Source organism: Telluria sp. AZSoR62 (assembly GCF_058111565.1).
On sequence record NZ_JBYTST010000504.1, the window covers coordinates 1 to 246 of the forward strand.

General features: G+C 59.8%; 1 protein-coding gene. It reads right to left on the reverse strand.

Going from position 1 to position 246, the window contains the following annotated elements; all coding sequences use genetic code 11:
- Positions 1 to 60: 60 nt before the first annotated feature.
- The coding region (locus AC3XQU_RS24540) for a hypothetical protein (protein ID WP_489876717.1) at positions 61 to 246 on the reverse strand (186 nt) is incomplete at its 5' end.

Consider the following 246-nt stretch of genomic DNA (forward strand, 5'->3'; position numbering starts at 1 on the left):
TGTCTAGTCAGGCCGATGGGTCTTGAGCCTGAAGTCCGATTCCGAGTTTCGCCAGCGTAGCTAGAGGATGCTGGCGAGTTCCTCCGGGACGAACAGGTGGACGCTTTCACCGTCGTGACCGGAAATGAGCTGCACGGTAGTGCCGTCCCACCAGTACAGCAGCGGGCTGAGCGCGGACGGGTGCTGGGACTGAATGATTCCCGTGACCTTTATCATCGCGGAAATGTCCGTGATGCTCGTGGCCTC